15 protein-coding genes and 2 pseudogenes are annotated in these 16,619 nt (G+C 62.3%); 8 read left to right on the top strand and 9 right to left on the bottom strand.

The genetic code is table 11. From position 1 onward, the window contains the following. Positions 1-1,811, top strand: a pseudogene (locus tag J9893_RS14330) (penicillin-binding protein); the annotation flags it as partial. Between the two features lie 86 nt (positions 1,812-1,897). On the opposite strand, the gene yjgA reads toward J9893_RS14330, so the two are convergent. Continuing rightward, on the bottom strand, positions 1,898-2,422 hold the full coding sequence (gene yjgA, locus J9893_RS14335) for a ribosome biogenesis factor YjgA (RefSeq protein ID WP_282597916.1): 525 nt from the start codon (positions 2,420-2,422) through the stop codon (positions 1,898-1,900). 114 nt (positions 2,423-2,536) lie between these two features. Here yjgA and pmbA point away from each other — a divergent pair, with 114 nt between their 5' ends. Then, the gene (gene pmbA, locus J9893_RS14340) at positions 2,537-3,880 is read left to right on the top strand and encodes a metalloprotease PmbA (protein WP_010672690.1); all 1,344 of its coding nucleotides are present in this window, start codon (positions 2,537-2,539) and stop codon (positions 3,878-3,880) included. Positions 3,881-3,954: 74 nt separating this feature from the next. Here pmbA and J9893_RS21775 read toward each other — a convergent pair. From J9893_RS21775 to hemC, 6 genes and pseudogenes are all read right to left on the bottom strand, one after another. Further along, positions 3,955-4,349 (bottom strand): annotated as a pseudogene (locus J9893_RS21775) (integrase core domain-containing protein); the annotation flags it as partial. Next, positions 4,331-4,465 (bottom strand): hypothetical protein, encoded by a 135-nt coding sequence (locus tag J9893_RS21980; RefSeq protein ID WP_010672691.1) that lies wholly within the window; start codon positions 4,463-4,465, stop codon positions 4,331-4,333. The gene J9893_RS21980 and the pseudogene J9893_RS21775, both read right to left, overlap by 19 nt. Positions 4,466-4,523: 58 nt before the next feature. Next, the gene (locus tag J9893_RS14345; RefSeq protein WP_069785406.1) at positions 4,524-5,687 is read right to left on the bottom strand and encodes a heme biosynthesis HemY N-terminal domain-containing protein; all 1,164 of its coding nucleotides are present in this window, start codon (positions 5,685-5,687) and stop codon (positions 4,524-4,526) included. Between the two features lie 10 nt (positions 5,688-5,697). Then, a complete protein-coding gene (locus J9893_RS14350; protein ID WP_039039811.1) occupies positions 5,698-6,774 on the bottom strand; it encodes a uroporphyrinogen-III C-methyltransferase in 1,077 nt (358 codons plus the stop codon). Continuing rightward, positions 6,771-7,505 (bottom strand): uroporphyrinogen-III synthase, encoded by a 735-nt coding sequence (locus J9893_RS14355; RefSeq protein WP_039039810.1) that lies wholly within the window; start codon positions 7,503-7,505, stop codon positions 6,771-6,773. The genes J9893_RS14350 and J9893_RS14355 overlap by 4 nt, the downstream gene beginning before the upstream one ends. A gap of 46 nt (positions 7,506-7,551) precedes the next feature. Beyond that, positions 7,552-8,481, bottom strand: coding sequence for a hydroxymethylbilane synthase (gene hemC / locus J9893_RS14360; protein ID WP_042865387.1), 930 nt, complete (start codon positions 8,479-8,481; stop codon positions 7,552-7,554). Positions 8,482-8,803: 322 nt separating this feature from the next. On the opposite strand from hemC, the gene J9893_RS14365 reads away from it, so the two are divergent. Next, positions 8,804-11,323 (top strand): class I adenylate cyclase, encoded by a 2,520-nt coding sequence (locus tag J9893_RS14365; protein ID WP_143236985.1) that lies wholly within the window; start codon positions 8,804-8,806, stop codon positions 11,321-11,323. Positions 11,324-11,395: 72 nt separating this feature from the next. Here the strand turns inward: J9893_RS14365 and J9893_RS14370 are convergent, their stop codons facing one another. Together J9893_RS14370 and cyaY are read right to left on the bottom strand one after the other, a co-directional pair. Further along, positions 11,396-12,049, bottom strand: a complete 654-nt coding sequence (locus tag J9893_RS14370; protein WP_143236986.1) for an alpha/beta fold hydrolase — start codon at positions 12,047-12,049, stop codon at positions 11,396-11,398. Further along, entirely contained in the window at positions 12,046-12,360 is a 315-nt protein-coding gene (cyaY, locus tag J9893_RS14375; protein ID WP_010672698.1) for an iron donor protein CyaY, read from the bottom strand. Before cyaY ends, J9893_RS14370 begins: the two co-directional genes overlap by 4 nt. 73 nt (positions 12,361-12,433) lie before the next feature. On the opposite strand from cyaY, the gene J9893_RS14380 reads away from it, so the two are divergent. From J9893_RS14380 to xerC, 5 genes are all read left to right on the top strand, one after another. Next, entirely contained in the window at positions 12,434-12,634 is a 201-nt protein-coding gene (locus J9893_RS14380; RefSeq protein ID WP_082180910.1) for a lipoprotein, read from the top strand. Between the two features lie 20 nt (positions 12,635-12,654). Next, a complete protein-coding gene (gene lysA, locus J9893_RS14385) occupies positions 12,655-13,905 on the top strand; it encodes a diaminopimelate decarboxylase (RefSeq protein ID WP_039039806.1) in 1,251 nt (416 codons plus the stop codon). A 62-nt stretch (positions 13,906-13,967) separates the two neighbouring features. After that, positions 13,968-14,798: a diaminopimelate epimerase gene (gene dapF, locus J9893_RS14390; RefSeq protein ID WP_210599864.1), complete on the top strand. Its 831-nt coding sequence runs from the start codon at positions 13,968-13,970 to the stop codon at positions 14,796-14,798. A 79-nt stretch (positions 14,799-14,877) separates the two neighbouring features. Beyond that, positions 14,878-15,558, top strand: coding sequence for a DUF484 family protein (locus tag J9893_RS14395; protein ID WP_185975501.1), 681 nt, complete (start codon positions 14,878-14,880; stop codon positions 15,556-15,558). Then, on the top strand, positions 15,551-16,528 hold the full coding sequence (gene xerC / locus J9893_RS14400) for a tyrosine recombinase XerC (RefSeq protein ID WP_069785411.1): 978 nt from the start codon (positions 15,551-15,553) through the stop codon (positions 16,526-16,528). Before J9893_RS14395 ends, xerC begins: the two co-directional genes overlap by 8 nt. Positions 16,529-16,619 lie beyond the last annotated feature (91 nt).

The raw sequence follows: 16,619 nt of genomic DNA on the forward strand, positions 1-16,619 counted from the left end.
ACCTGGATCGCATGGATCTGATGGCCAACACCACCCTCAATATGCCGCTGCAGAACGAGGTGTCACGGTATCTGCAGCAACTGGCAGACCCTGCATTCGCAGCCCAGGTGGGCCTGTTCGGTGAGCGCCTGCTCTCGCCGGAGAAGACGGGTGATGTGAAGTACAGCTTTACCCTGTTCGAGAAGACGCCGGAAGGGGTCAAGGTGAGGGTGCAGACCGACAACACGGACCAGCCGTTCGATATCAACGAGGGCAGCAAGCTTGAACTGGGATCCACCGCCAAGTTGCGGGTGCTGACCACCTATCTCGAGATTGTCACCGAGTTGCATGACAGCTACGGCAATATGCCGGTGGAGAGCCTGCGAAAGATCGAAGTGTCCGATCAGGACAACATCAGCCGCTGGGCCATCGCCTATCTGATGAGTGCCAAGGACAGAAGCCTGCCGGTGATGCTGGAGGCCGCACTGGACCGCAAGTATTCCGCAAGTCCCTATGAAGGCTTCTTTACCGGCGGTGGCATGCACACCTTCAACAACTTCCGCAAGGAAGACAACGGTCGCATCCCGCCCATTCGCGATGCGCTGCGGGAATCCATCAACCTGCCCTTCGTGCGCTTGATGCGGGACATCGTCCGCTACAGCCTCTACAAGGAGGGAAATCGTGCCCAGTTGTTGAAAGATGACAGGGATCCTCGCCGTACCGAGTACCTGGCCAAGTTTGCTGACAAGGAGGGCCAGACCTACCTGCTGAGGTTCTGGCGCAAATATCGTGGCAAGAGTGCAGAAGAGCAGCTCGATACCTTCCTCGATGGTCTCAAACCCAGCGCGGTGCGTCTCGCCGCCGTGCATCGCTATCTGATGCCGGAAGCCTCCCAGGCCGACTTTGCCGCTTTCCTGGCCAAGCGCCTGCCGCGGGAGAAATTGACCGAGAAGCGCATCGAGCAGCTCTATACCAATTACGGCCCTGGCAAATATTCTCTGCCGGATCAAGGTTATATCGCACGGGTGCATCCACTTGAGCTGTGGTTGCTTGCCTATCTCAAGGAGTTTGACAAGGCCACCTTTACCGATGCGGTAACCGCCAGCCGTGACGAGCGTCAGGAGGTCTACAGCTGGCTGTTCAAGACCCGTCATCGCAGTGCCCGGGATAGCCGGATCCGCACCATGCTGGAGGTTGAGGCCTTCCTCGACATCCATCAGCGCTGGGCTCGCCTGGGCTACCCGTTCGATCACCTGGTTCCGTCCCTGGCGACCGCACTGGGCAGCTCGGGCGATCGTCCTGCAGCGTTGGCCGAGCTGATGGGGATCATCCAGAACGGCGGCATTCGTGCACCGACTTTGCGCATCGAGCACCTCTCCTTTGCCAAGGGGACCCCCTTCGCCACCGTCTTTGAGCCGGCGAACACCCAGGGGGAGCGGGTGATGCCTGCCGAGGTGGCCAACGCCTTGCGCAATGCACTCTCCAAGGTGGTGGAAGGGGGGACGGCGCGGCGTATCGCCGGGGCCTTCGCCTTGCAGGATGGTACTGTCCTGGCCCTGGGGGGCAAGACGGGGACCGGGGACAACCGGATCGAGACGGTTGGTCGCTACGGCAATGTGACCAGTTCACTGGCTCGCAACCGGACTGCGACTTTCGTCTTCTACATCGGGGATGATCACTTCGGCACGCTGACGGCCTATGTACCCGGCAGCCAGTCCGACAAGTTCCGCTTCACGTCGGCGCTGCCTGTACAGGTGCTCAAGGGGATGGCCCCCCTGCTGGTACCCTATCTGCAACCCGCTACTCACACCCAGTGCATGGCGGGCAGCTGAGCGGACATCGCATGAAAAAACGGGGCCATTTCGGCCCCGTTTGATTGTGTACTGCACGCCGCCATGAGGTGGACGTGAGTCATCACTTACAACAGATCTTCAATTTCACCGCGCAGGTACTGGTACATCTCGCGATAGGCTACCGGCGGCTTGTTCAGCTCCCGCTCCTTGTTGGCGGTGCGGATCAACTGGCGCAGCTTCTGGCGATCCAGCTCGTGGAACTGGGACATCAGCTCGTTAAGGGCGCTGTCGCCTTCGGTGATCAGCCGCTCACGCCACTGTTCGAGGCGGTGCAGGCGGGCGTTCACGGTGGAGTGACGCATCTTGATGATGGAGAGGGCCTCTTCGATGGGGGCGATATCGCGGCTACGCATCAGACGGCCGATGAACTGGAGATGGCGGCGGAAGGACTCATCCTTCTTCGGCTTGAGCTTGCGGCCCAGCTCGACCGCTTCGGCAAGCTCTTCATCCAGGGGGATCTTCTCCAGCTCGCTGTGACTCAGGGAGACGATCTCTTCCCCCATCTTCTGCAATGCCTCGGCATCACGCTTGAGTTGGCTCTTGCTAGGGCCCCAGTCTTCCCACTCGTTGTCGTCTTGATATTGACTCATCGGTCTCTGTATTCCTGTCATTCACGTTTGGCGGATATGTTACCAGCTTCTCCCGCTGGGCGCAGGGGTCTGATATGCTTAGCCCCTTTCCTTCCCTTCATACAGATGTGAGTTATGGACCAGCAAGATCAAATCCGCCAGGATCAATCCCATCTCGAGGCCGTGGTCGCCGAGGCCCTTGAGATAGCGAAAGGGCTGGGCGCCGGGCTTGCCGAAGTCTCCATCAGCAAACAGACCGGCCTCTCGGTGAACACCCGGGGCTGCGAGCTGGAAAGCATCGAATTCAACAAGGATGGCGCACTCGGCATCGCCGTCTATCGCGACGGTTGCAAGGGGTCCTCCTCCACCACGGATCTGACCAAGCCGGCCATTCGCGCCGCCGTGGAAGCGGCCATGGAGATCGCCCGCCACACCTCTCCCGATGACTGCGCCGGTCTTGCGGATGCGGATCTGCTGGCCTGGGATGCCCCGGACCTGCAACTGTGCCACCAAATCGAGCTGGATCCCCAGCGTGGCATCGCGCTGGCCATCGAGTGCGAGCGGCTGGCCTTGGGACGGGATGCCCGCATCAAGCACTCCGATGGAGCCAGTTTCTCCAGCCACCTGGGCGTCAAGGTTTATGGCAACAGCCACGGCTTCGTCAAAGGCTATGCTGCATCGCGCAACTCCCTGAGCTGCGTACTGATCGGCGAGCAGGATGGCGACATGCAGCGCGACTACGGCTACTCCTCCAGCCGCTCCCTGGACGGGCTGTGGAGCCCCCAGCGCATCGCTGACGAGGCGGTGGAGCGCACTGTTTCCCGCCTGGGGGCTCGCAAGATCAGCACCCGCCATGCGCCTGTGCTATTCCACCCCGATACCGCTGCCGGTCTGTGGGGCCATCTGGTGATGGCCATCAGTGGGGGGAACCTCTATCGCAAGTCGAGCTTCCTGCTGGACAAACTGGGCAAGCAGATCCTGCCCGAGTGGCTCACCATCCAGGAGTTCCCCCACTTGCCGGGAGGACTTGCCAGCACCCCGTTCGACGGGGAAGGGGTTCGCACCCGCGACATGGACATCATCCGCAACGGCGAGCTGATGAGCTGGCTGCTCACCTCCTACTCCGCCCGCAAACTGGGCCTGACCACCACGGGCCACGCTGGGGGCATCCATAACTGGCAGGTCTCCAATACCGGCCAGGACTTCCAGGGCATGCTCAAGGAGATGGGTACCGGGCTGCTGGTGACCGAGCTGATGGGGCAGGGGGTCAACATCGTCAATGGTGATTACTCCCGCGGCGCAGCCGGTTTCTGGGTTGAAAATGGCGAGATCCTCTATCCTGTGGAGGAGATCACCATTGCAGGCAATCTAGCCGACATGTTCAGCCATATCGTGGCGGTGGGCAGTGATGAGGATGAGCGTTCCAGCCTCAAGACCGGTTCCGTACTGGTCGAGCAGATGAAACTGGCGGGGCACTGATCCCCTCCGTCCGATCTGGACTATGGTGTCTAGTCCTGAGATAGGTCTACACATTTTCAGCTAGCTTTTAGCACTCAGAACCCCCGATGCGTCACATCAGGGGTTCTGTATTTCAATGCCTGATGCGGTTGCTCCAGGTTATAAGTATCCACTGCCTTTCGCACTTTTCCCCGCCTGCGCCAGCCTCTGCAGGCTTTGCAGCAGTGACTCTCTTTTCAAGATCTCAGTGCATTTTGGTGACAGTTATGAGTATCTGTCATCAAGCATTTGACCCCGTGTTGTTCATGCAATGACTGATACAACCCCGAACAATACTGCACCTGGTGGTCCGAATGATGAATAAGCTCTCCGTGGTCACGTTGTTGCTTCAGTGTTTTCTCGATCACCATCGACTCGGCATTCATCTCTTAGTTGCCACTATTTTGCGTGAGAAGGTGTGCGTCACCTAGCTCAGGTAGAGCGGCCCTGAGTGTCATAACGCGTCTGCGTCTGTTTATAGGTGAGCTTGCCTTCTTCAATCTGCTCGACCAGGGCCAGTTTAAAAATCAGAGTAATTGTGTTGTGTTCGTTTACGCCCTGTCCCATCGAGATCTCCATCTATTCGGAGGAGAAGATGCAAACCATATTCAGGCAGATGCGCCGATCAGACGTCGGCCAGCTGCAATGCCTGGCGGTAGTACTCGTTGGCCTTGTTGGTCAGGCGGCGCTTGTCCATCACCTGGCCGAGGGCGTGGTAGAGGGCGGCATCAGGCGCCTTCGCCACTTCCTGCTCCAGCAGCCGCTGGGCGTCGTCCAGCTGACCGGCCAGCAGGCAGACCCGGGCCAGCGCCGCTTCGGCGCCCGGTTGATCCTGGATCTTTCTGAGCAGGGTCAGCATGGGCTGGTAGTCGTCCAGTTTGAGCTTGGGCAGACGGGCGAACAGCTCGGGGGAGGGATCCTTGCGCAGGGCCTCCAGCCAGAGATCGGCGGCTTCGGCATCGGCCCCCAATCGGCGCAGGCGATCCCCGTAACTGGCCAGCAGCACGGGATCCTGGCGCTGTTTGCGGGGCAGACCCTGCCAGACCGTGCGCAGGGTGTCGAGGGAGCCGCTGGCGGCCTCCAGACGACCGCACCACGCCTGGTGCAGCAGGGTCTCTTCCTGCTGAGCGGTCAGCTTGCCCACCTTGCGCAGGGCAGGGGCGAGATCGATGAGGGCCGCCCAGTCTTCACGGGCCAGATACACCTGACGCAGCTGATCCAGCACCATGGGGTGGCGCGGGTTGAGGGCATAGATGGACTCGAGGCGACCGAGGGCGCTGTCGTACTGGCCCTGCTCAATCTGCAACTGGGTCTGGATCAGGGTCAGTGCCAGCTCTGCCTTGGGGTTCTCTTCCTGAGCTTTCTGCAGGTAGTGATCCCGGCGCACGTCATCGCCCCGGGCCTGGGCCACCCGGGCGGCGCTCAGGTAGTTGAGCAGCGGGGTGTCGCTGTTGTCTGCGCCCTTGATGAGGAGCTTCTCGGCCTGGTTGTAGTGCCCCTCGGCCATGGCCAGGGTGGCATTGACGGTTTGCAGGTTGGCCTTGCGGCGGCGGCGCGAGCCGAACCAGCCCTGGGTCTTGCGGCGCAGGCCGAACAGGCGGGCCAGCACCCATTCCACGATGAGCAGGGCACCGTAGAACAGCACCGCCAGGATCACCGCGCTGGTGACCGAGGATTCCACCGTGTAGTTGCCCAGCGAGATGAGCACATAGCCCTTGTTGCCGGAGGCTTCGGGACCGAAGATGAGGCCCGCCACCATCACGGCGACTATGACGATCAGACGAATCATGGTCTCCTCCTCAGTTGCCGGCCAGGATGCGTTGCAGGCGTTCGGTCAGCACCTGTTCCAGCATGGTCTGGGTCTTGAACTGATCCGGGTAGTCAAACTGGATCTGCTCGCCTTTGAGCTTGTCGAGCTCGGACTGCATGTACTGGGTGGCGCTGTTGTCGGCATCGAAATACTGGGTCAGCCAGCGCTGGGCCTTCTCCAGGCTGTCGACATAGAGGGACTGCTGTTCACGATAGACGGCGAGCTGGGCCTGCAGCAGCTTGGTCTTGAGGTTCTCCCGCAGGAAGATCTCCTGCTGCGGGGAGAGCAGGGCTTCCACGGCGCCATCGCGGCGACGAATGGTGATGAAGTTTTCGGTGAACTTGACCCAGTTCTTCTTCAGGTTGCTCTGCCACTCGTCCGGGTTGGTGCTGACGGTCTGGTCGGGCTCGCTCTTGGCTTCCGGCATGCTGACGGTGGAGAGGGGCAGCAGCTCGATCTGGTCCGAGAGGGCGGCCAGCTTCAGGGTCAACCCCTCGCGATCGACTCGCGGCATCCCCTTGAGCTTGGCGATGTCTTCCGCCAGCGCCTTGCGAATGGGCATCAGGCTGGGGTCGTTGAGTGCCTTGATGCGCTCGTCGGCGTTGCCGAGCAATGTGATGGCGGAGACGATGTCGTGTTCGAGCCACAGCTTGCGGCCCGCCATGCGCACCAGGTATTCGGATTCGGCCAGCATCCAGTCATTGGGGCGCTTGTCGTCCAGATCCAGCACCTTGGTCTGCAAGGCGTCCAGCGCCTCCTGCAACTGCTGCTGGCTCTTGCCGAGGGCACCGATCTGTTCGGCATCCTTGCTGCTGCCCTGATCAATCCTGGTCATGGCGTCGGCCAGTTGCTGCTTGAGGGCTACCAGTTCGGCCTGCTGGGCAACGGCGTTCTGGTGTCCGTGCACATAGAGACCACCGGCCAGCCCCAGGGCCAGCAGGATGGCGATGCCGCCAAGCACGGTGCCAGAGCTGCCCTTCTTGCTCCCTGTTGTTCCGGGAGCGGGCTTGTTGTTGTCGGCCACGGTGGCCGCGGCACTCGGCTGGACTTCTTGCTGTTCAGTCATTCCATCTTCCTCAGTTCCAGGGCGGCCACCAGAGCCTGGTTGGATGCACCTTGGGCAATCACGATACGGGTAAAACCAGCCCCTTCTGCCATCTCGGCCACCCGGGGACTGGGCACCACCAGCAGGCGGTCATAAAGCCAGGGGTGCTGCGGGCCGGGCACCAGGGCCAGCAACCGCTGCAACAATTCGCCACTGGTGATGAGCAGGCTGTCGAGCCCGGCTGCCTGCCAGTGGCGGGTCAATGCGTCCCCGTCAAGATCGGGGTAGTGGCGCTCATAGGTGGCACAATAGTGCACCAGTGCGCCCCGTGAGGCCAGCGTCCGGGCGATGAGATCCCGCCCGTCGTTGCCGCGCAGGATCAGCACCCGGCGGCCACTCACCCCTTGCAGCGCCGGCAGGGCCAGCAGCCCTTCACTGCGGGGATCGGCCGGGCACAGGGCCTGGATGCCCGCCTCGGCGAAGGCATCCGCACTCGCCTGGCCGACTGCAAAGTAATCAATATGTGGCCAGGTCTGACCAGTTTGCAACAGAAAATGATGTGCAAAATGAACGGCATGCATGCTGACGGCGATAACGAGGTCCGCCTCTCGCAGCATGTCACCCAGGTGAGGGAGGTCGCATCCTGGCCGGGTTTCCAGCAACGGACAGCAGAGCGGTGCATGACCCAGCTGGTGCAGCATCTGCACCAGCTGGTTGGCCTGGGCGGCCGGGCGCACCACCAGGGGGACCATCAGGCGGCGCTCCAGGCAGATGACCGTGAACCTGGCTGTGCTGCACTCATGCCCGGTAGACCTCGGCCAGGATAACGTCGGCGCCGGCGGCCAGCAGGCGCTGGGCCAGGGTGTGGCCCAGCGCCTCGCCCTCTGCCAGGGGGCCGCGGATCTCATCGCGAATGACGTGGCTGCCATCCGGGCTGCCCACCAGGCCGCGCAGCCATACCTCTTCTCCCTGTACCAGGGCATAGGCCCCGATGGGCACCTGACAGCCACCTTGCAGGGCGCGGTTCATGGCGCGCTCGGTCAGCACCCGGATGCGGGTCTCGGGGTGTTCGAGCGGCGCCAGCAGGGCGTGCAGCTCAACATCATCCAGGCGGCATTCGATGCCGACCGCCCCCTGGCCGTTGGCGGGCAGGCTCTGCTCGGGTTCGATGAAGGCGGCGATGCGATGGGCCATCTCCAGTCGTTTCAGGCCGGCGGCGGCCAGGATGATGGCGTCATATTCACCGGCATCCAGCTTGGCGAGGCGGGTGTTGACGTTGCCCCTCAGGTCGCGGATCACGAGATCAGGGCGGGCAGCGCGCAGCTGGCACTGACGGCGCAGGCTGGAGGTGCCGACCACGGCCCCTTGAGGCAGCTCGTCTATCTGGTTGAAATGGTTGGAAACAAAGGCATCACGTGGGTCTTCGCGCTCACAGATGGTGTGCAGGCCGAGCCCGTCGGGGAACTCCACAGGTACGTCTTTCATGGAGTGGACAGCGATGTCGGCACGCCCTTCCAGCATGGCAGTCTCCAGCTCCTTGACGAACAACCCCTTGCCGCCGACCTTGGCGAGGGGGGTGTCGAGGATCTTGTCACCCTGGGTGCTCATGGGCACCAGTTCGACCTGCAGATCCGGATGGAGTGCCTCCAGCCGATCTTTCACAAAATTGGCCTGCCACAGGGCCAGTGGGCTCTTTCGAGTGGCAATTTTCAGGGTTCGGGCTGCCATATCAATCAGTTGTTTCATCTTTTGAGAGGAAAACGATCTTACCACCCTTTGCAGGGGCTTTCATGGCGCAGCCCGCAAAAGCGGGGCCAAGCTCAAAAACGGGGGCTGAAAATTATTTTCATTCAGCCAATAATTGATTTTAAGCCATTGAAAATAAGCAGCTTTATTGCTTTCCGTTGATACCGTTACGGACGGGGTCAGAAATAATCCGGTGATTGTGTGCGGGCTTGTTTACCACTGCTGTTTGCATTGTTAACATGATCACACTTTTTTGACGTCTCCCCGTTTTGGTGCGTCATTTCTCTTCCCCATAGGTAGGGCATTGCTGGTTAAACTCGACACGCTGGTGGCGCGCTACGACGAACTCAATCGTCTCAAGACGCAACGAGCGCTGGATCTCATGAGTCGCTACGGGCAGCAGGTTTTCCACTTGCTGCCTGTCATGCTGCACTTCAATCACCCCCTGTTGCCCGGTTATGTGGCAGGGGATGTGCCTCATGGTATCTGGAGTTTTGTCGCCAACGAGGCCCAGCAGGCCTTCATCCAGGATCTCTGCCAGAACGCCAACTGCCAGGGCGGTCTCAGTACCCACGACAAGTCCATCCAGGGCCTCTACTCTATGGGGAGCACCTCCTCCATCGGTCAGTGCTGCCACTCGGATCTCGACATCTGGGTCTGTCATGTGGCTGGTCTGTCGAGCGAGCGCCTCGCCCTGCTGGAACAGAAGTGCCAGCACCTCTCCATGTGGGCCGAGCAGCGGGGGGTCGATCTCAACTTCTTCCTGATCCCCGAAGACAAGTTCCGTCAGCGCAACGATGCCCAGATGCAGGGGGAGAGCTGCGGCAGCGCCCAGCACCTGCTGCTGCTTGACGAGTTCTACCGCAGTGCCATGCACATCGCCGGCAAGCGGCTGCTCTGGTATCTGGTGCCGGCCGAATATGACGATCACTACGACGACTACGTCAATGGCCTGTTTGCCCACGGCAAGTTGAGCCAGGATGACTGGCTCGATCTGGGGGGCTTTGATCGCATTCCTGCCGAGGAGTATTTCGGCTCCGCCCTGTGGCAGCTCTACAAGGGGATCGACTCCCCCTACAAGGCGGTGCTCAAGTCGGTGCTGATGGAGGCCTACTCCCACGAGTATCCCAACACCCGGCTGCTGTCGGTGACCAGTCGCGACTGGTTCCAGCACAACGAGGGGATGCACTACCGCCTCGACAACTACTGCCTGATGCTGGACAAGGTGACCAACTACCTCAAGTCCATCGGCGACATGCAGCGCCTCGATCTGGTGCGTCGCTGCTTCTATCTGAAGGTGTGCGACGGGCTGAGCCATCCCAAGGAAGATCACTCCCCGGACTGGCGCCGGGAGCAGATGGCCCAGCTGGTGGCCTACTGGGGCTGGAGTCCGGAGCGACTTTACCACCTTGATCACCGCCAGGAGTGGAAGGTCGAGGACGTCAAGGTGGCCTACGCCGAGTTGTTGGAGGCCCTGATGCAGAGCTACCGCAATCTCATCCAGTTCGCCCGGCGCAACAACATCAGCGAGTCCATCAACCCGGAAGACATCGGCATCCTGTCGCGCAAGCTCTATGCCGCATTCGAGAGCCTGCCGGGCAAGGTGCAGCGCATCAACCTCAAGATTGCACCGGATCTCGGCGAGCCGGATCTCAGCCTGGTACAGGTGCCCCACGGCCGCCTGAATCGCGCCGGCTGGTATCTCTACAAGCATTCCCTCGAACCCGCCGACATCATCGGCCGGGCGCCGCTCGAATATAACGGCTACATAAGCAAGCTGGTGGCCTGGGCCTATTTCAACGGCCTGCTGACGCCCCAGTCCCGGGTGCACCTGTTCAACCAGGGCTCGGATCTGCACATCGACAACCTGCATCAGTTTTGTCGCGATCTCTCCGGGACCTTCCCGGTCAAGTATCCCCGTGCGACCAACCTGGCCCTGAGCCGGCCGTGCGAGATCCGCCAGCTCTCCATCTTCCTGAACCTGGAGACGGACCCGTCCAGCCACTGGGTGGGGCAGGTGATCGAGTTCGATGCCAACGCCGCCGATGTCTTCTCGTTCGGTCGCAACCAGGAGTGTCTGGTGGGATCCGTGGATCTCGTCTATCGCAACTCCTGGAGCGAGATCCGCACCCTGCACTTCGAGGGAGAGGAAGCCGTGGTGGACGCCCTCACCACCATCCTCGGCAAGATGCACCAGGACGCCGCGGCCCCCGAGATGATCGAGGTGTTCTGCTACAGCCAGCACTTCCGCTCCCTGGTGCGCACCCGCTTCCAGCAGCTTGTGGCTGAATGCATCGAGCTGCGTCTGGCCCGGGACAAGCAGCAGCTGGTCAAGACGCTGGCGCTCGGCAAGGAGAAGTACGGCATCTTCTTCGAGCGGCGCGGGGTGTCGGTCAAGAAGCTGGAAAACGCCATCGACTTCTACCGTCACATCTCCCACAACAAGCTGGATCACCTGCCGCTGCGCCTCGACAAGACTCACAGCCAGCACCTGCCCGGCATCGTCGACGCCTACGCCAGCGAAGGGTTGGTGCAGTTCTTCTTCGATACCCGGGATGCAGGCACCAACATCTATATCCTGGACGAGGCGAACCGGGTGGAGATCTACCAGCACTTCGCCGGCAACAAGGACGAACTGGTACAGGGGGTGAACCGGTTCTACACCTCGGGTCACGAGCGATTCAGCAATGCGGGTCAGTTCAGCAACTTCAACCTTCCCCAGTACTACGAAATCGTGCAGGTGGGTGACAAACTCGATGTGATCCCCTACCGCAGCCAGAGCCCGCAGCGGGACAATCCGGGGGCGGCCCGGGAAGTGGGATGATGTGCTGAGAACATCGCCGGGAAGATAGCAAACGGCCTGCTGATGCAGGCCGTTGTCGTATTTGGGGGGCTGTCAGGCGCTTAGGCGGGCCAGCAACCAGCTGCGAATGTCGCCCAGCTGGGGGCGGCAGATCTCGTGGCGCATGGGGTATTCGTGCCACTCGGGGCTGAGTCCCACCGCTTCCAGCCGGTTCTTGGCGTCCCAGCCCATGGAGAGGTTCACCACGTCGTCATAGATGCCGTGCATGTAGCAGATGGGCAGGGCGCGGGCCGCCTCGCTCATTTCGCCGGGCAGGGCATCGGGTACCGCCAGATAGGTGGACATGCAGAGCAGGCCTGCCAGTGGCACCGGATGGCGCAGGGCGGTGAAGGAGGCGATGACGCCCCCCTGGGAAAAGCCGGCCAGCACGATGCGCTCGGGGGCGAAACCCTCGGCCACCAACTGTTCGATCAGCGAAGCGATACGGGCCGCTGACTCCCTGACATGGGACTCCACGGCGCGATCCGCCGGATCCTCGAAGCTCTTGATGTCGTACCAGCCGCGCATCCGGTAGCCCATGTTGATGGTGATGGGGCGCTCGGGCGCATCCGGCAGCAGATGGCGGACGGGCAGGTCGGCGGGCAGGGCCAGCGCCTCCACCAGGGGGGCGAGGCCGGCGCCGGAGTCCCCCAGCCCGTGCAGCCAGATCACCGCATGGCGGGCACCTTCGGGATGCAGATCCGTCATGAGAAGACCACGGGCTCGCCGGCCTGGGTGGTGCAGGCCCGGGTCAGCAGGGCCTTGAGCTCGTCGCCGAAGCGGTTGTCGATCCAGCTGTCACCGCGCAGCTCGAAGTGGAAGCCGTTCTCCCGGGTGGCGACCCAGATCTGGTGCAGGGGCTCCTGCTTGTTGATGATGACCTTGGTCTTGTTCTCGAAGCTCAGGGTCAGCACCCCGCCGGCGCGTTCGCAGTCGATATCCGGATACCCCTCGTCGATGGTGTCTTCCACATACTGGAAAAAGGCGTCGGTCAGGGCGTGATACTCGTGATCCTTCATCGGTTTATCCTGTTGCTTTTAACAATGTGAGTGCGATTATAGAGGGCCAAAAATTTTTTCGCAGCGAACCATTATGATTACCCAGTTCACCAAGTGCCTGTTTGCCGCGTCGCTGTCGCTCGGGTTGGCCGCCTGTGGCCTGACGGGGCCGCTCTACATGCCGCCGGCCGAACAGCCCGCACCTGCAGAGCAGACACCGCCCAAGACAGAGAGTACACCGCAAGCCGCCTCGCCTGCGACCGCTACACCGGCCTCAGAGGCCGCGCCGCAATAATCTAGGAAGGAACCGCCCCCTTGGATCACTTTAACTACGACGCAGACGGTCAGCTTCAGGCCGAACAGCTTCCCCTGCAACAGCTTGCCGACCAGTACGGCACTCCGCTCTATGTCTACTCCCGCGCCACCCTGGAACGCCACTGGCATGCCTTCGACCAGGCGGCTGGCGACATTCCCCACCTGATCTGCTACGCGGTCAAGGCCAACTCCAACCTGGCCCTGCTCAATCTGCTGGCACGCCTCGGTTCGGGCTTTGACATCGTCTCCGGCGGCGAGCTGTCCCGGGTGCTGGCGGCGGGCGGTGATCCGGCCAAGGTGGTCTTCTCCGGCGTCGCCAAGAGCGAAGCCGAGATGCGCCTTGCGCTGGAAAAAGAGATCCTCTGCTTCAACCTGGAGTCCGAAGCCGAGCTGGAGCGCCTCAACCGGGTCGCAGGCAGCATGGGCAAGAAGGCGCGGGTCTCGGTGCGGGTCAACCCGGACATCGACGCAGGCACGCACCCCTATATCTCCACCGGCCTCAAGCAGAACAAGTTCGGCATCCCCATCGAACAGGCGCCCGCCATCTACCGCAAGGCAGCGGCCATGGCCCACATCGAGATCAAGGGGGTGGATTGCCACATCGGCTCGCAACTCACTGAATTGAATCCCTTTATGGAGGCGGCGGACAAGCTGCTCAAGCTCATCGACGAGCTGGCGGCGGAAGGCATCCACATCCATCACCTGGACGTGGGCGGCGGTCTGGGGGTCAACTACGGCGCCGAGCAGCCGCCGCACCCCACCGAGTATGCCGAGGCGCTCAAGCAGAAGCTGGCGGGCCGGGATCTGACCCTCTTGTTCGAACCGGGCCGCGCCATCGTCGCCAACGCCGGTGTGCTGCTGACCCGGGTCGAGTTCCTCAAACCCGGCGAGACCCGCAACTTCGCCCTGATCGACGCCGGCATGAACGATCTGCTGCGCCCCTCCCTCTACGGCGCCTGGATGAACATCATCGAGGTGGACAGCCGGGCGACCCACGAGAAGGCACTCTATGACGTGGTGGGCCCGGTGTGCGAGACCGGCGACTTCCTCGGCAAGGAGCGTACCCTGGCGATTGCCGAGGGCTCCCTGCTGGCGGTGCGTTCCGCTGGCGCCTACGGCTTTACCATGTCCTCCAACTACAACACCCGACCCCGTGCGGCCGAGGTGCTGGTGGACGGTGACCAGGCGCACCTCATCCGTGAGCGGGAGCAGTTGGCGGATCTCTGGCGTGGCGAGCACCTGCTGCCGTGATGGATGGATTTTCAGCGTTCCTCCATGTGAGAGCGTGATTAACGGTGAGACAGGAACGCGCGATGTTGATTGAGTTTTCCAAAATGCACGGCCTCGGTAACGACTTCATGGTGGTGGATGGCGTCACCCAGAAGGTGTTCTTCAGCAACGACATCATCAAGAAGCTGGCGGATCGTCACTTCGGTATCGGCTTCGACCAGCTGTTGCTGGTGGAGCCGCCCTATGACCCCGAGCTCGACTTCCACTACCGCATCTTCAATGCCGACGGCAGCGAGGTGGAACAGTGCGGCAACGGGGCCCGTTGCTTCGCCCGTTTCGTGCGTCTCAAGGGGCTGGTCAACCGGGATCGCATCGCGGTCAGTACCGCCCGGGGCCGCATCACCCTGCAGCTAGAAGGGGAGAATCAGGTCACGGTCAACATGGGGGTGCCCCAGTTCGAGCCGGGCAAGATCCCGTTCCGTGCCCAGAAGGCGGAGAAGACGTATCTGCTGCGGGCCCAGGATCACACCGTGATGTGCGGTGCCGTCTCCATGGGCAACCCTCACTGCGTCATCGAGGTGCCCTCGGTGGCCGATGCGCCGGTGGAGACCCTGGGACCCATCATGGAGCGCCACGAGCGCTTCCCCGAGCGTGTCAACGTCGGCTTCATGGAGATGGTCAACGCCAGCGAGATCAAGCTGCGGGTCTTCGAGCGCGGGGTGGGGGAGACCCTGGCCTGCGGGACCGGGGCCTGTGCGGCCGTGGTGATAGGCATCAGCCAGGGCAAGCTCAAGGAGCGGGTCACCGTCACCCTGCCGGGTGGCAAGCTGACCATCGCCTGGAAGGGACCGGGTCAGCCCGTCTACATGACGGGGCCGGCCCAGCACGTCTTTGACGGCCAGATAGAGTTGTAGACAAGGAGCGGGTGATCCCGCTCCATCAACGGATCATATCGGGGCCCTTGGCCCCTTTTTCGGATGGATCAACCAAGTTATGAGCGAACTCAAACGGCAGGAATCACTGGTGGATGAAGCCACAGTGCTGGAGTACCTGGCCCGTTATCCCGAGTTTTTCCTGCGTCACGGGGCCATGCTGGACAAGATCCGCATTCCCCATGGGCAAAAGGGCACCATCTCCCTGGTGGAGCGCCAGCTGGACAGACAGCGGGAGCGCATCGAGCAGCTGGAGCAGGAGATCACCGAACTGATGGGGGTCGCCAGCGAGAACGAGCGGATCTTCCGGGTTTACGCGGATCTCTACGGGGAGATCTACGGCTGCCAGACCTTGTTCGAGCTGAGCGCCGTGATGGGCAAGGCCTTCGTCCAGCGGCTGCGACTCACCGGCCTGCGGCTCTGGCTCAATCCCAGGCATTTCCAGCTGAGCGGCCCCGAGCAGCGTTTCCTGGCGCAGGGCAAACAGCTCGAACAACTGCTGGGGCAGCGCCTGCCCGGCACGGACTACTATTTCGGCCGCCTCAACCAGAGCGAGAAGCAGGTGCTGTTTGGCAATGATGTGCTGGTCAACTCGGTGGCCCTGATGCGGCTCGGGGAGCTCGGCGTGCTGGCCTTCGCGAGCTCGGATCCCAGCCACTTCACCCCCCACAACGACACCCTGCTGCTGGGTCAGCTGGGGCGTCTGTTGCAGCTGCGTCTGCCCGAGCTGGCCCGTGGCTAAGGCAACGACCCGATCCCCTGCCAGGACGCCCCCTGCCGCCGACCCCCTACCGGTCGCACTGGCGGGGGAGCTGGACGCCTTTATCGAATACCTGCGGGTCGAGCGCCAGCTCAGCCCCCACACCCGCAGCAACTATCAGGCCCACCTGGAAGCCATGACCGCCGAGCTGGTGAAGCTCGGGGTCGACGACTGGGCCCGGCTCGAGGCGAGCCAGGTGCGCAGTCTGGTGACCCGCATGCACAAGGGGGGGCTGGCGCCCCGTTCCCTTGCCACCAAGGTGTCGGCCCTGCGCAGCTTCTGCGACTGGCAGGTGCGCCAGGGGCGGCTCACCGCCAACCCGGCGCGTGGCATCGTCACCCCCAAGCAGGGGCGGCCCCTGCCCAAGAACCTGGACGTGGACGAGATGTACCAGCTGCTCAACATCACCGACGAGCAGGATCCGCTGGCGGTGCGGGATCGCGCCATCATGGAGCTGATGTACTCCTCCGGCCTGCGCCTTGCCGAGCTGGTGGGGCTCAACCTCGCGGACGTGAAGCTCGAGGAGCGCCAGCTCAGGGTGATCGGCAAGGGCTCGCGGGAGCGGGTGCTGCCCATCGGGCGGATGGCGGTGGAGTGGTTGCACAAGTGGCTCAAGGTACGCCCCCTGCTGGCCGGTGACGAGGGGGAGGCATTGTTCGTCTCCAAGCGCAGGCAGCGGCTCTCGGCCCGCTCGGTACAGGAGCGGCTCGACGGCTGGGGCAACAAGCAGGCGCTCAATGCCCACGTGCATCCCCACAAGCTGCGCCACAGCTTCGCCACCCACATGCTGGAATCCTCCGGCGATCTGCGGGCGGTGCAGGAGCTGCTGGGGCATGCGGATCTCTCCACCACCCAGATCTATACCCACCTCGACTTCCAGCATCTGGCCAAGGTATATGACAGTGCCCACCCGCGGGCGAAGCGGGATCCGGAAACGCCGGAGGATGAGTGATGTGGTGTGTGATCTGCGGAGATGACAATCTCCACGTCGCCCGGGTCAGGCGGGAGCTCGCAACGCCAGAGGATGAGGAGTAAAGAGGAAC

It is taken from the genome of Aeromonas sp. MaB10011B, assembly GCF_017939325.1.
GTDB lineage: Bacteria > Pseudomonadota > Gammaproteobacteria > Enterobacterales > Aeromonadaceae > Aeromonas > Aeromonas caviae.

Excerpts from the sequence above, each read along its gene's own strand:
- pmbA (WP_010672690.1), top strand. The coding sequence starts at position 2,537 with ATGGACCAGCAAGATCAAATCCGCCAGGATCAATCCCATCTCGAGGCC.
- J9893_RS21980 (WP_010672691.1), bottom strand. The coding sequence starts at position 4,465 with ATGGGACAGGGCGTAAACGAACACAACACAATTACTCTGATTTTTAAA.
- dapF (WP_210599864.1), top strand. The coding sequence starts at position 13,968 with ATGTTGATTGAGTTTTCCAAAATGCACGGCCTCGGTAACGACTTCATG.
- J9893_RS14395 (WP_185975501.1), top strand. The coding sequence starts at position 14,878 with ATGAGCGAACTCAAACGGCAGGAATCACTGGTGGATGAAGCCACAGTG.
- cyaY (WP_010672698.1), bottom strand. The coding sequence starts at position 12,360 with ATGAAGGATCACGAGTATCACGCCCTGACCGACGCCTTTTTCCAGTAT.
- yjgA (WP_282597916.1), bottom strand. The coding sequence starts at position 2,422 with ATGAGTCAATATCAAGACGACAACGAGTGGGAAGACTGGGGCCCTAGC.
- J9893_RS14345 (WP_069785406.1), bottom strand. The coding sequence starts at position 5,687 with ATGATTCGTCTGATCGTCATAGTCGCCGTGATGGTGGCGGGCCTCATC.
- J9893_RS14350 (WP_039039811.1), bottom strand. The coding sequence starts at position 6,774 with ATGACTGAACAGCAAGAAGTCCAGCCGAGTGCCGCGGCCACCGTGGCC.
- J9893_RS14355 (WP_039039810.1), bottom strand. The coding sequence starts at position 7,505 with ATGGTCCCCCTGGTGGTGCGCCCGGCCGCCCAGGCCAACCAGCTGGTG.
- J9893_RS14380 (WP_082180910.1), top strand. The coding sequence starts at position 12,434 with ATGATTACCCAGTTCACCAAGTGCCTGTTTGCCGCGTCGCTGTCGCTC.
- J9893_RS14370 (WP_143236986.1), bottom strand. The coding sequence starts at position 12,049 with ATGACGGATCTGCATCCCGAAGGTGCCCGCCATGCGGTGATCTGGCTG.
- hemC (WP_042865387.1), bottom strand. The coding sequence starts at position 8,481 with ATGGCAGCCCGAACCCTGAAAATTGCCACTCGAAAGAGCCCACTGGCC.